This window comes from Paenibacillus sp. FSL M7-1414, assembly GCF_038003195.1.
GTDB lineage: Bacteria > Bacillota > Bacilli > Paenibacillales > Paenibacillaceae > Paenibacillus > Paenibacillus amylolyticus.
Genome location: NZ_JBBOOS010000001.1, coordinates 3,396,356 through 3,409,271, shown reverse-complemented (window position 1 = coordinate 3,409,271; position 12,916 = coordinate 3,396,356). Strand labels below are relative to the sequence as shown.

The window sequence follows — 12,916 nt, the reverse complement described above, 5'->3', positions numbered from 1 at the left end:
AGTCCCCCTTATATTAATCGGTCTTCCCCGAGCCGTTTGGAAATTGAATTCGCCGCAAAGATCAGCGTGATACTAACTACTGTTTTGAAGATACCTGCCGCAGTAGCCAAAGAATAATTCCCGATCTGTAGTCCGTACTTCAGGACAAATATATCTATCGTCTGTGACCAGTCGACAACCACACCATTACCTAACAGATACTGAACCTCGAATCCAGCTTCCAAAATCCAGCCCATATTCATGATCAGCAAAATGATAACAATGGATTTGATTCCGGGTAAGGTCACATACAGCATTTTCTTATATCGGTTCGCACCATCAATCTCTGCCGCTTCATAGAGGGAAGGATCGATAGACGTGATGGCCGCCAAATAAATAATGGCATTCCAGCCAACTTCTTTCCATACATGGGATGCGCCTACAATGCCCCAGAAGTATTCCGGAACGCTAAGCCACATGATAGGTTCTTGAATGATATGCAGCTTCATGAGTACCACATTCACAATACCACCATCTACAGATAGTGAACTTGCTACGATACCTGTCACAATAATCCATGAGAGAAAGTGAGGTAAATACGATATTGTTTGAATGGTTCGTTTATATAACTTATGTTTGATCTCATTAAGTAAAATGGCAAATATAATTGCTGTCGCAAATCCGAGCACCATATTGATGACGCTCATCGCAATGGTATTACGAAGCACGTTAAGAAATGCATCATCTGTTAACAAAAACTTAAAGTGTTTGAGCCCGACCCATTCCTGCTGCGTGAAACTCTTCGCAGGACTGTAATTCTGAAAGGCCATAACCCAGCCCCAAATGGGATAATACGAGAATACGAGAATGTACGCAACGATGGGCAATGACATGAACATGAGTTGTCTTTGTCCGCGCAATCGTTTTAACAGTGGTGCTTTGGGAACGACTGTACGGGTGGTTTGCTCTGGTATGGCTCCAGGCGTGTTCGCCATCTTTCACTCCTCCTATTGGCTTGCAGCGACTTTAAGCATGATGTCCCCGGAAGGCACTCGCCTGAGTAATCCCTTGGTTGATACCTTCCGAGAGAATCATTGCCGCATTTTTTTATTTAACAGACCAGTTCTCGATTCTCCATTTCAGTTGTTCATTAATCCGATCTTCATAGGATTTAACATCGATCTTCTTGTAAGCGTCTACGTATTCAGTCCAAATGTTATCGAACTCATTTGGTTTTGACATGATTGCTTTAGGCAAGAATTTCAATGAAGTGTCTGTCATTTGTTTGTTCGCTACCGCAGCATCAGAGCCTTCTTTCAGATCGACCTGCCATGCTGGATAGTACACTGGATTTTCTGGTGCAGGAGAGAAGAAATCACTCCACGTTTTGAAGCCGTATGCATCCAGAAGTTCTTTATCTTCCGGTTTGAGGTTGTCATAGAATTCCTCAGGTTGGTTGATCGCTCCAATTGCATTGCCATCTTCAAATGTTCCTTCGAGCTTCGGTGCAGCAGCGTAGAAACCTTCAGCTTTGTTAACCAATCTCCATGCTGGATCATCCTGCTCTGTCCGTTGCTCTGGTGTACGATAGAATCTTCCCTCTTCATTCACTTGATAGTCTACACCCTCTTCACCCCATGACAAGAGCTTCTGGTACTTCTCGTCCATAAGCTTATCGAGGAATTTGATGAGTGCGACAGGGTCTTCGGCATCTTTACTGATACCAAAACCATTGTTCAAGTTAATGACCGGACGATCCAGATAATGATCTGTGATACTTGTATCATAGACAAGCGGGAAGCCTACGTATGTCTGGCCAATTTTCCCCTGTGCTACGAGTGGGTCTTCGCCGGCTTGGAAATTCCAGTGCTGGTCGAACATACTAAGCACACGTCCTGAAGAAATTTTGGCCAGATATTGATCGTAGTTCTGAACAAAGGCTTCTTTATCCAGCAATCCCTCGTTGTACAGATTGTTTAGTTCCTTATAATACCGTTTGGAGATATCTTTGTCGGCAAAAACGGTTGCGACTCCACTATCATCTACGACTACGCCCCCGTCATTGGGGTGACCTGTAAGATGTTCAGGTGGGTTAAGCAAAGGGAACGTCCGCCAGTCTGAAGCCAATGTAGTGAAACCAATCGTTGGTTGACCATCGATAGTTGGATTCTTGGCTGCATAATCACGGACCAACTTTGTGAAATCATCCAACGTTTTAGGAGTTGGGTACCCGGCATCCTTCAGTATGGACTTTTGGATCCAGAATGCAGGACCAGAATAATAGTTACTAATGAACTCTCCTGTATACACTCCATAGTTAGGCAACCAGTAAATATGTCCGTCACTGGAATCTTTCATCCGGTTCCAGTCTTTACCGAAATGTTTCTTCAGATTAGGTGCATGCTCTTCAATGAGATCTTCGAGCGGAATAACCGCACCCGCTGAGACCAACTTGGTGTCTGCTGTGATCAGATCCGGGAAATCGCCCCCGGCAATCATAACGCCCAACTTCTGTTGAAGATCACCTACTAGAAACTCCATCTCAAGATTAACGCCGAGTTCATCCTGAATCTTCTTGTAGATTCGGTTATCTTTAGCTGGCGCCTGATTTGGCGTTCCGATAAAGGCCGAGATGTTCAGTACCTCTTTCCCATCCTTTGTAGTTGCTTTCTCATTGTCACCGCTGCATCCTGCCAGTGCCAAACTCAAAGCCAGAACGAGTGATACGGAACCCCAAAGCTTCTTTTTCTTAAGTCCCCCCATGTACTTGCCCTCCTTGGAAGTGGTATGTCTTACTGTTTTTAGTATGAATAAATGTATGCGGTTACAAAATATATACATTTAAGGTCTACCCCCCTGTAATTGTAGGTCTTATTCAGGAGGGGTTCTTCTTTTTCATGGATCAATTCGCATACTTTTGCCTGTATTCTACTGGTTTCATGGCTGTTCGTTTTTCGAAGTGTCTGAGAAAATGCTGGTAACTGCGGTACCCAACTTGCTCTGCAATCGCACTTGATGTTTGATTCGTCTGCTGGAGCAGACGCTTCGCTTCTTCCATTCTTAGATCATGTACTACCTCGATTACACCCTTACCATACTTTCGCAAAAAGGATTGCCCTAAATGGACAGGATTCACGTAAAATCGTTCTGCGAGCTCCTGGATCGTAAATGTCTCTCTGTAATGCATCTGCACATATTCAGCAACCGTCGCCTGAATGCCACCCATTTGCCTCTCCCGGAAAATTGCCAGTTCTGACTTGCATTGCAAACAGAAATGTTCCAGATTGTTAGCAACCTCTTCTATATTTCGATGGCCCTTCTCCAGAATTCCGCTCGCCAATTCGTTCATTAGAGCATTAGGTTCTCCTCCTAATTCTCTGCACAGGGACAATCCGCGGAATATAATATGGGTAGAGAAAATATGTACAATCTCTGGCGCAGCCTTCATCTGTATAAACAGTTCAAAAGCACTCCGAATCGCAGACGAGAGTTCCTCCACAGAACCGTTTTCAAGTAAATCGCAAATATGGTCCACCTCTGACAGCGTTTCCGGATCAAACTGCCAATTCTCCAGCTGAATATCTTCGGCAAACAAAAGACGCTCTTGATTAAAAAACAAATAACGCCCAACTTCCTGAGCGGAGCGGAAGGATTCAGATAAATGCTCCAGTTTGTTGACCGTTAATCCAACCGCGATATGAATTTCTTCGCAGCCGTTATGTTGCATATTGTTCATCAACCGCTGGGTAAAAGCTTTAATTGCTTCAAATGTCTCATTTCTATCATTCGTTTCCTCCCCCCATACAAGTCCCAATGAGTCTCTTGTTCTGTCAATCACATAACAGCAAGTTGATTCTTCAGCCGTTTGTTCGACTACTGAACAGACTTCCTGAATATCTCCCTGAAAGGCTATCCGCAGGTATGCCCAATGGGACTTGTTTAAACGAGGAAGTATCTCTGACATCTCCTCCTCCGATATATTTTGCTTATCCTTAATCAGTGCAGACAAAAACGCTTTGATCCTTTGCTCGTTTGCATGTTCCCTTATACGCTCCTGGTTTTCACGCTCCTGCAATTGCATACGGAGACGGACCAACATATCCTCTGCTTCTGTACTATCAACCGGTTTGGTTAAATAGTTGGAGACACCTAATCGAATAGCTTGTCTGGCATAATTAAAGTCACTGTATCCACTCGTGATGACAAACAGCACAGACTCATGTTCCAATCGTCGTGCTTCTTCTACAAGTTCCAGCCCATTCATCACAGGCATACGAATATCTGTCACCACGAGATCAGGTCGATCTTGTTCCATGATCCGAATGGCTTCCTCACCGTTGGCGCACACACCTCTGATTTCAAAACCATATTTTTCCCAATTGATCAGAAGCTGTAACCCTTCAATGGCATAAGGTTCATCATCGACTAATAGCACTTTATACATGAGAGTTTACCTCCTATTTCCTCTGTTCCAGCTTAGAGATCGGTATACGGTACCCTGCAATGGTTTCCTTTCCAGGTACACTGCTTAGATCAAATATCGCATTTCCTTCATAAAAGAGTTCCAACCTGCGGTAGACATTGCGGAGTCCTACATGCTCGCCGTTCCTGGGTCTTTCAGAACGAATATCTCGCAGGAGCTCGGTTAATCTCCCTGCATCCATACCGATTCCATTATCGATCACCTGAATAACCAGTTCAGAAGCGTTTCGACTCGCCGTTATCTTGATCTGTCTTCCATTTTTTCGCGCCTGCAAGCCGTGTTTGCAGGCATTTTCGACGAGCGGTTGAATACTCATGCGGGGAATAAGCAACGAAGCTGCATCAGAATCAACCTCGAAGGTGTAATCAAACAGCTCTCCAAAGCGAAACTTCTCAATCTGGAGATAAAGATTCGTAAATTGCAGCTCTTCTTGCAAAGGAATCAGATTGTCAGAATGACTGAGCAACTGTCGCATCAGTTTGGACAGACTTTTAATAATCTCAATTACTTCCGTATATCCATTCTTCGTACTAACGACCAGCAAGGCATTCAATGTGTTAAATAAAAAATGGGGATTCATCTGACTCTGGAGCATGGACAATTCAGTCCTCACTTGATCCAGCTCCAGATCTTTTTGACGGATTTCCAGTTTATATACGTCATTAATCAGCGTATGAATTTTACCAATCATGATGTTAAATGTACGAATAAGCCCGCCAATTTCGTCGCGGCCTTCGTGAATTTCAATCAGATCGAATCGTTCGTTACGAACCTTCTCCATATGTCTGGACAACTTGCGAATCCGATAGTGGTAGGAACGCAAAATAATGTAGATCAATACAGAGGGGACCACGATACTTAATGCGAGCAACCCCAGAATTGATTTAAAGGCTTCTTGCAAAAGGTGGTCAAGGTGACGCGTATCGGCAACTCCAATCAATTTCCAACCCTTTAGGTAGGCTAGATTCCCCAACGATTTTTCGAGCGTGTAAGCAGAATCTCCAGATTCCTTGAGCATTGATTCATTATCAAGGGGGGATAAGTCGGTTTCGCTGAACTCCCCACTTGAAACGACAGTTCGATTGTTGCTGTCCACCAGACGCAACTGAAGACTGTCTGATTCACGATTTAAAATGCTGTACACCCGGCTAAGTTCCAGATCAATCTTGGAATACTTGTTGTAATTGGCATAGGAAGTATAGGTATCCATTTTGCCAATCACACTGATTCTTCTTCCCGCGTTAAATCCGGATGGCTCAATATAATCAACCACTAGAATGCCTCCACTGGTGGATTTCAGCTGTTTCAATCCAGGGAGTACATTCTTGTCTTTCATCACGATATAATGACTACCCGTCTGAATGGTATCGTTATCCGTATAGATACGCACCTCCAGAATATTCGCTGACATGTACCGTGTTAATTTATCTCGCAGGAATGCATGGTAGACGTTGTAATAATCCACGGGGGAGTGATAGGTCCGATCCAGTGCCTCATAGAGCGAATCGTCTGCTGCAATAATCCGGCTCAGGGCAACGCTCTCATCAATCATTCCTAGCAGTTCCCCCGCAGCCCTGTCGATGGATTTACGTAGATTTTCCTGTTCTCTAATCTTGATATCCGCAGAGGTTCGTTCATAAAAGAAGATATTAATCGTTATTACAGGAAGGAGAATACTAAGTACATAAATAAGCAGAAATTTGGATCGGAGGGGAATATCATTAACCTTACTGAACATCCAGAATTTATGACGCATATAATCACCCTTGGTTTTTGTTTTTATAGACTGACGGAAGCTCCCCTGTATGCGCTCTGAACTTTTGGGTGAAATATTCAGCATCATGATATCCTAGCCTGAATGCAATGTCAGTGATCTTCATATTGGTACGTCGCAGGAGTTTACGGGCCTCCTCAACACGAAGCTGGTGCACATAGTCACTGAAACTGACCCCCATCTCCCGCTTGAACTGTTGACCCAGGTAGGCAGAATTCACGTGAATACGATTAGCTACATCTTGTAATTTAATTTTACTTCGATAGTGCTGCTTCAATTCATTCACTGCTTCTGAAACCAGCCCTCCCGTACCCGTCTTTTGCTTCAATTCAGACTGGGAAAGTTGCTTGGACAGTCGAACACACAGATCTTGCAATGTGCCGGAAGACCAACTCGCAGCCTCATGCCAATCTTTTTCACATAGTATTTCTCTGCAACCCTCTCTTTTTCCATATTTACGTAGCAACTCCCCATGGATATATCGGATGACATGATGTATCCATTCCAACGAAACCTCTGCTTTCTCACTTTTCTCTAACAGTGCACTCACTGCAATATCGATAGAATACGTATTTTCTGCTTCGATCAACGCCAAGATCTCTTTGGAGATGTTCATCATTTGCTCTAAATCATATTCTTCGCTTATTCGATATTCATTAAGATGATTTTCATAGGCTTCATCTGTAACCGTGACTCCATTTTGCTGTTTTTTCTCATTTCTGCGTTTGTCCAGAGGTTCAATCATTTCCATAAGGATTTGATGAATCTCCTCGGGAACAAGAGGTTTAAGCACGTACTGATCGACCTGATACCGTATGGCTTGCTTCGCGTAATTAAAATCGGAGTATCCTGTAACGATAACAATTTTAGAGGTATAGGCGAGATCTTCTCGCAAGGTGTGAATCAAACCAAGACCATCCATAACAGGCATTTGAATATCAGTGACGACAAGATCCGGTTCAACCGAGTTGAATAGAGCAAGTGCTTCCTCCCCATCCGTTGCCGTTCCGCAGAGTTCATATCCACAAGCTCGCCAGTCAATCATTGTTCTCCATCCTTCTAGCATAAACGGCTCATCATCCGCGACAATGACCTTGTACATTAGCTCACCTCACTTTTATCCTTGATCAGCTGCATGTATTTTATCTATATCAATAGGTAGATTCCAGTTGTTCTGAAAACGCTAAACAGCAGAACAACAGCAGGATTGTTGTCTGCTCGCACAACTTTGGAGAACAAAATTTCATTTATCAATAACATAGAACATGGTTCCATCGGACCGTACTATAAGAACGCTCCGATTTTAGCGAAGCGCCGGGATAACAATTCAAGTGTAACGCTTACATTTTGGTACAACAACCTGTTAAACTATAGGTTTTCACCCGACAAAGTATAGGTTTAGCTCAGAAGTAATCTATTGCCAGGAAAAGGAGTTTTCATTCCCCACGCACAATACGGAATCCTTGATCGGGACCAAAACCATTTGCATCAAATTTGCCTCGAAATGATATTTCATTGTTATTGACACCGCCAATCCAGCCTCCGCCTTTCACAACTCGCCAAGTTTGATTTGGACTCTCCGAATCGCTGTACCAGTCCCAGCACCATTCTCTCACATTCCCAGACATATCATAGATTCCTAACTCATTCGCCTTCTGAGTTCCGACTTTTTTGGTTTGATTACGATTGCTCTCAATAGCGGGCCAGCTCCAGTCACCCGTCAGAATGTTCTCGCCGGCATTTACCCAGTACCAAGCAACTTCATCAGGATTGTTACTTCCGCTGTATGTGTAATTTAAGCTCTTTTGACCTCCGCTTGCAGCGTATTCCCATTCTGCCTCTGTGGGTAAACGGTAACCGTTGGCGTCCTCGTTGATCGTTACATTCCATTTTATAGTGTCGTTTTCATTGTGATTATTCGTGTCCTGGTTGTCTTTATCTATATTGTAATAAGGTTTCAGGTTTTCTTTTATACTTTTTTGATTACAGTATTCCACTGTGTCATACCAGCTGACCATTTCAACAGGCAGGTCATCTCCCTTGAAGCCAGAAGGATTTTCCCCCATAACCTCCATCCATTCTTTTTGAGTTACTTCGTATTTGCCAATATAGAAGGAATCCAGCGTTTCATTCCTATCAATCTGACTCGGCTTACTGCTCTTGAAGGCTCCTCCTTCGACGAATACCAAGTCATCGCTTAATTTCGTATTACTTGCTGAACAAGCACTTAAACTAACAACTATAGCGATTAAAGTTAACCATACCAGCTTCTTCATTCAATTATTCTCCTTTACTAGCTTAAATCCGGCAACGTCGAGGTCCGTTAGTCTGGAGAATAACGTTACTCAACGCTACCGGAAAATTGAATTTCAAATGCAGGTGCAGAAGTTGAACTGCATCACATCATTTTTACCAAACCGTCACGTTTGCGCTTCCGCTACTTTGATAACCTTCCGTTGCCATCACCTGATAGGACCAGCTGTTGCCTAAGTACATCCCTTTGCTCGCCCATGCATTCACATGATTGCTGAACGTGATGGTAGAATTGACTCCGATTGGTTTCTTGGTCTGTCTAACACTCCAATACTGAGGGAAAGTCTGAGTACCATCAATGGAAGGTGCATTGTATCTCATCGTTGTATAGATGTCATATGTGCCGCCATCACTAGTCATCGAGCCCTTATACGTTCCGGTAGGACGATACGTTCCCCAGCTATCCACCACGTAATATTCAATTAGAGCGTTTCTAGTCCAACCATAGAAGGTGAGATAGCCGTTACCTGAAGGAGAGAATACACCGGCATTATAATTGACCACTCGATTAGGCGTACCGTATGTCCACCCTTTCCCGACAACAAAGTTCCCGGTATTTTGCCAATTCACGCTGTAATTCCCGCCTGATCCATTCACGGCGTTGACCGTTCCTCCACCATCTGTCCAATTTTGCCAATAATCTGTTGCTGCGCTTGATGTTGCTGCGAAGACACCAAAACTCATGGAAGCTGCGAGAACAACGGTCATTAATTTTTTGCCAAATTTGAACATGGATGATACCTCCTGATATTTTAATAGATTTGGTTGATGCTACAATCCGATATGAATGTTCTTCAGAAAATTCACTTGAAAAGACGTTGCGAAAACAGATACAGATCGTTCTTCCACACGGGCCAATCATGTCCTCCACTTTCCTCATGCCAAATATGAGGTACTCCGTGTTGCGCCAGATATTGGTGAACCCCAAGACTAATCTCTATAAGATTGTCCTGTTCACCGCAAGAGATCCATAACAGCGAGAGTAATGAAGGCGCTTTCGAAAGATCAGGGAGAAGCAGCTCCGGACTTCTGGTGTTTGGGGCTGCGGAGAAAGCACCGATCCATGCAAAATGGTCTAGATTACTTAATCCGATATTTAAGGATTGACCTCCACCCATGGATAAACCAGCAATCGCCCTTTTATCCCGGCTTTTATGCAAAAGGTAGTTCGACTCCATGTAAGGTATCAAATCGTTGAGCAGATCGGCTTCAAACCGTTTAAATGCTTTGATTTTCTCAGGTTCAAACAGGTCTCCTTCGGCTCGGTCATTCGACATTGCGCGACCGTTGGGGAAAACAATAACCATCGGCTCAAGCAAATTATCGTTGTACAGATTATCGAGAATAATTTGCGGAGAACCATGAGTATGCCATTCGGTTTCGTCTCCGCCAATACCATGCAAAAGAAAAAGTACAGGATACATCGTTGTCGAAGAAAATTCTGGTGGGGTGTACACCATCGCTTTACGGGAATTGCCAACCGTGGTGGAAGGATACTCTACCGTCTCCATGACTCCACGTGGTATATTCTCCCGATACTGGTCATATCCCGTTACTGCTGGTGAGATCAATTCCATTCTCTTTTCCTCCGAACATATGAGTGACTTTCAGTCTTCAGTTAATCCACATAGCCAAAACCCAGAATAGTGAAGCATTTATGTTCATGGCCTTCCGCCATTTCGATCTCGATGGAGTGCTCCCCCACATGCTCTTCGTTAAGCAGAAGTGTGGCATGGCAATGGGTCCAGTTCACTTGACGCGGATCGACTTTTTGGACGAATACCCCATCTACCTTGATATGTGCAGTTCCGAATTCATCGTTACCAGAATCCTTGAAGATCAGAATGAGGCGTTTGCACTGCAAACTTATCCGAAAGCTACTCTGATCCTCTTTTCCCTCTCCTGTACGCATCCAGTTGTTGGGGAACTGAGGTGTACCATAGTCATGAGCATCCATCTCAGCCATCTGCAGATCCGTGTCCGTTTTACAAAAAGAGCCTGCATCGATTCGGGCAATATTATTGCCGTTTTTCCGATCCAACAGCTTCACATTAACAAATTCATTTCCAATTAGCGGAGCTTTTTCAATATCATGATCTTTCTCATCCCACTCAGAACGATTCGTCACGTCGAACAAATATTCCAAACAATCGGCCATAATTCGATGCCCTATATTAGTTGGATGATATATATCATGGAAAAATTGCTCTTTGGAAATAACGTTGCCTTCACCTTTTGTCTTTTTGAACTGATCTACGACAGCATCTTTCACACTTACCATTGGCAGATCGTAATGCCAGCCTACCGGAGCGAGACGATCCTGTAGATTCCAGTCATTTTCGAATACACTGAATAACAAGATGACCGCTGGCTTGTTATCGGCAGTAAGTGCTTTGAGTACCAGACTCTCGTAACATTTACCTTGGGTTTCATCATCTGCGTCATTGACTGCGAATTCGATTATGACAATATCCGGCTGAACGGCACCTCCCCTCAGCACATCACGATCATATCGTACAATCCCCAGTTCTGAAGGAGTTCCACCCACACCTGCTTTAATCAGATGAATCGGACTATCTTTTGAAAGCGCAAACATAAACTTGAACGACTCATACGACCGATAAGCGTAACTTTGGAGATGAATAGGTGCTGCACCAGCACCATGGGTAATGGAGCCTCCAATATAAGCGATAACGACAGGTTCGCCGTTTTTTGCCTTCTCAATGGCTCGTTTTAATCTGACATTATTTCCTTTGTTCAGAAGAGATCGGCCAATCATGTCGCGATATCTATGTGACTCAAAATCAATTGCGGGCTTGACTGCCGACGCTGTCACTCCAACTGGATCGCGCGGTGCAGTGAATTCCGTGTTTTCACCTGCATCTCCTGAATCCTGGAGCATAAATCATCATCACATCCTTCCGGTTTAGATTCTGACCATCCTCAAACAACTTTTAAAGAATCACAGCTTGTATTATTAGATCAGATGTGATCCTTCTCCCAAAGTGTATCCCTTACATAATTTTACAACAACCTGACAAAGTATAGGATTTTAACCAATATATCATTTTAATTTGAGTACAATGACATGCAGATCTGAACACCTATAATTTTTCATGTAAACGCTTTAATTTGTATACTATTTCCATGTTATAATTTTGAGAAACCTCATTGATGAAGGAGGATTCTCATGAATATCACGGGTCAAGGCGCGTGGGATACGGGTACATATACAAATCTTTTCTTGAAGCTAGGCTACGATGAGAATGAGATCACGAACAGATTGGAAGAAACATGGAACGAGCTGTTTTATGGCGATGACAATACTCGAATATATTACCCCATGGGTGAGGACAAGGGTTATTTGCTGGACACTGGTAATCTCGATGTTCGCTCCGAGGGCATGTCCTATGGCATGATGATGGCTGTTCAAATGGACAAAAAGGAGGAATTTGATCGACTCTGGAATTTCTCACTCACGTTTATGCAACATAAAGCGGGTCGTTATAAAGATTATTTTGCCTGGCATTGCAAGCCTGACGGAACCCGACTCTCACAAGGTCCTGCTCCTGATGGTGAGGAGTTTTTTGCCATGGCGCTTTTTTTTGCATCCAACCGCTGGGGCGATGGCGCTGAACCTTATGATTACAAGGCACAAGCCCGCAAGATCCTTCGTGCATGTATACATCAGGGCGAAGACAGCGAAGGCGATCCCATGTGGGACCCGGAAACAAAACTGATCAAATTCATACCAGAAACACCGTTTAGCGACCCATCCTACCATCTGCCTCATTTTTATGAACTATTTGCGAAATATGCGGATGAAGAAGATCAGAGCTTCTGGAAAGAAGCGGCGACCGCTAGTCGGGCCTACCTTCATACAGCCTGCCATCCCGTAACCGGACTATCACCTGAATATGCGAACTATGATGGCTCTCCGGCTCCAATACAGCCGCATGGTGATTTCAGACATTTTTACAGTGATGCCTACCGTGTTGCTGCAAATATAGCGCTGGACTGGGAATGGTTCCGCAAGGATCACTGGCAGATCGAACAATCCAATCGGATTCAATCCTTCTTCAGTGATATTGAAATGTCCGATTATCGTCGTTATACAATAGAAGGTGAACCTTTCGACGAACCTTCACTGCATCCTGTAGGTTTGCTGGCTACCAATGCCATGGCTTCACTGGCTGCGGACGGTCCACATGCTGACACATTCGTTCGCAAGTTCTGGAACACACCTCTGCGTCAAGGAGAGCGACGTTATTACGACAATTGCCTGTATTTTTTCAGCATGCTCGCTCTAAGCGGAAGATATCGCATGTACTAAACTAAGGGAATGTGCATGAGCCGTTGAACCTGTC

General features: G+C 43.9%; 10 protein-coding genes. 1 reads left to right on the top strand and 9 read right to left on the bottom strand.

Annotation, left to right across the window (positions count from 1 at the left end):
• Window positions 1–8: 8 nt before the first annotated feature.
• The 9 genes from MHH92_RS14840 to MHH92_RS14800 all read right to left on the bottom strand — a co-directional run bounded on the left by MHH92_RS14840 (window position 9) and on the right by MHH92_RS14800 (window position 11,451).
• A complete protein-coding gene (locus tag MHH92_RS14840; protein ID WP_017688458.1) occupies window positions 9–974 on the bottom strand; it encodes an ABC transporter permease in 966 nt (321 codons plus the stop codon).
• Window positions 975–1,086: 112 nt separating this feature from the next.
• Window positions 1,087–2,742: an extracellular solute-binding protein gene (locus MHH92_RS14835; protein WP_047842971.1), complete on the bottom strand. Its 1,656-nt coding sequence runs from the start codon at window positions 2,740–2,742 to the stop codon at window positions 1,087–1,089.
• 139 nt (window positions 2,743–2,881) lie between these two features.
• The gene (locus tag MHH92_RS14830; RefSeq protein WP_340904592.1) at window positions 2,882–4,423 is read right to left on the bottom strand and encodes a response regulator; all 1,542 of its coding nucleotides are present in this window, start codon (window positions 4,421–4,423) and stop codon (window positions 2,882–2,884) included.
• Window positions 4,424–4,436: 13 nt separating this feature from the next.
• Window positions 4,437–6,014, bottom strand: coding sequence for a sensor histidine kinase (locus MHH92_RS14825; protein WP_340904591.1), 1,578 nt, complete (start codon window positions 6,012–6,014; stop codon window positions 4,437–4,439).
• A gap of 208 nt (window positions 6,015–6,222) precedes the next feature.
• Entirely contained in the window at window positions 6,223–7,338 is a 1,116-nt protein-coding gene (locus MHH92_RS14820) for a response regulator transcription factor (RefSeq protein WP_340904589.1), read from the bottom strand.
• A gap of 334 nt (window positions 7,339–7,672) precedes the next feature.
• Window positions 7,673–8,512: a formylglycine-generating enzyme family protein gene (locus MHH92_RS14815; RefSeq protein ID WP_340904588.1), complete on the bottom strand. Its 840-nt coding sequence runs from the start codon at window positions 8,510–8,512 to the stop codon at window positions 7,673–7,675.
• Between the two features lie 133 nt (window positions 8,513–8,645).
• The gene (locus MHH92_RS14810) at window positions 8,646–9,281 is read right to left on the bottom strand and encodes a glycoside hydrolase family 11 protein (protein WP_100526251.1); all 636 of its coding nucleotides are present in this window, start codon (window positions 9,279–9,281) and stop codon (window positions 8,646–8,648) included.
• 71 nt (window positions 9,282–9,352) lie between these two features.
• Complete coding sequence (locus MHH92_RS14805; protein WP_340904584.1) at window positions 9,353–10,126, bottom strand: alpha/beta hydrolase; 774 nt, start codon at window positions 10,124–10,126, stop codon at window positions 9,353–9,355.
• A gap of 41 nt (window positions 10,127–10,167) precedes the next feature.
• Entirely contained in the window at window positions 10,168–11,451 is a 1,284-nt protein-coding gene (locus tag MHH92_RS14800; protein ID WP_340904583.1) for an SGNH/GDSL hydrolase family protein, read from the bottom strand.
• Between the two features lie 288 nt (window positions 11,452–11,739).
• On the opposite strand from MHH92_RS14800, the gene MHH92_RS14795 reads away from it, so the two are divergent.
• Window positions 11,740–12,882, top strand: a complete 1,143-nt coding sequence (locus MHH92_RS14795) for a glycosyl hydrolase family 8 (protein ID WP_340904581.1) — start codon at window positions 11,740–11,742, stop codon at window positions 12,880–12,882.
• Window positions 12,883–12,916: the final 34 nt, after the last annotated feature.

Excerpts from the sequence above, each read along its gene's own strand:
- MHH92_RS14840 (WP_017688458.1), bottom strand. The coding sequence starts at position 974 with ATGGCGAACACGCCTGGAGCCATACCAGAGCAAACCACCCGTACAGTC.
- MHH92_RS14835 (WP_047842971.1), bottom strand. The coding sequence starts at position 2,742 with ATGGGGGGACTTAAGAAAAAGAAGCTTTGGGGTTCCGTATCACTCGTT.
- MHH92_RS14830 (WP_340904592.1), bottom strand. The coding sequence starts at position 4,423 with ATGTATAAAGTGCTATTAGTCGATGATGAACCTTATGCCATTGAAGGG.
- MHH92_RS14825 (WP_340904591.1), bottom strand. The coding sequence starts at position 6,014 with ATGATTGATGAGAGCGTTGCCCTGAGCCGGATTATTGCAGCAGACGAT.
- MHH92_RS14820 (WP_340904589.1), bottom strand. The coding sequence starts at position 7,338 with ATGTACAAGGTCATTGTCGCGGATGATGAGCCGTTTATGCTAGAAGGA.
- MHH92_RS14815 (WP_340904588.1), bottom strand. The coding sequence starts at position 8,512 with ATGAAGAAGCTGGTATGGTTAACTTTAATCGCTATAGTTGTTAGTTTA.
- MHH92_RS14810 (WP_100526251.1), bottom strand. The coding sequence starts at position 9,281 with ATGTTCAAATTTGGCAAAAAATTAATGACCGTTGTTCTCGCAGCTTCC.
- MHH92_RS14805 (WP_340904584.1), bottom strand. The coding sequence starts at position 10,126 with ATGGAATTGATCTCACCAGCAGTAACGGGATATGACCAGTATCGGGAG.
- MHH92_RS14800 (WP_340904583.1), bottom strand. The coding sequence starts at position 11,451 with ATGCTCCAGGATTCAGGAGATGCAGGTGAAAACACGGAATTCACTGCA.
- MHH92_RS14795 (WP_340904581.1), top strand. The coding sequence starts at position 11,740 with ATGAATATCACGGGTCAAGGCGCGTGGGATACGGGTACATATACAAAT.